General features: G+C 46.1%; 1 protein-coding gene. It reads right to left on the bottom strand.

Features of this window, described 5'->3' with window-relative positions:
* A partial coding sequence (locus tag FRY97_RS22055) for a hypothetical protein (RefSeq protein ID WP_170254875.1) occupies positions 1 to 542 on the bottom strand: 542 nt, incomplete at both ends.

Below are 542 nucleotides of genomic sequence, written 5' to 3'. Positions count from 1 at the left end.
CGTCTCCACGCCTTTACCGGTTCCGACGATGAGGCTGCCGTCGGGGGTGGGGAGGAGGGAGCGTGCGGAGCTAAAAAGCTGGTTAGCTGGGGTCTTGTACAGCCATTTTTGGTTGCCTAAACTGTCTATCTGTAGGATTTGAGCCTGGCAGGTGAAATTTTGGTTGACTTGGCCGATGTTATGGCTAAAAGCCCCGATAGTAATATTCCCATTTTCATCTATGGTTTGTGATTCAGGGGTATTGTGCTCCGGTGCGGCGTAAATAAAACTATTTATTATTTCCCCTGCTGCGTTCAGGCGTAGCCAGTATATCTCGGAATTGCCCCCATCTGGATCGGCATCAATCCCTGAAATAAGTGAAATCTCATCGTTTTTATAAGGGCTGACATTTTGTGCTGCGGAGATAAAAGATTCTTCCGGATAGAAAGGGTTGATGTACTCTTTCGTGAATATAGTGTCCCCATTTCCATTGTATTTAATGAGCGCGATTTTGGGGATTGAATCTTTAGTAATCCCCATGGTAACGAAACTGGATTCATCCG

This window comes from Phaeodactylibacter luteus, assembly GCF_007993045.1.
In the GTDB taxonomy this organism is placed as follows: domain Bacteria; phylum Bacteroidota; class Bacteroidia; order Chitinophagales; family Saprospiraceae; genus Phaeodactylibacter; species Phaeodactylibacter luteus.
The sequence above is the reverse complement of the archived record's forward strand: the minus strand, read 5'-3'. Positions and strand labels throughout refer to the sequence as shown.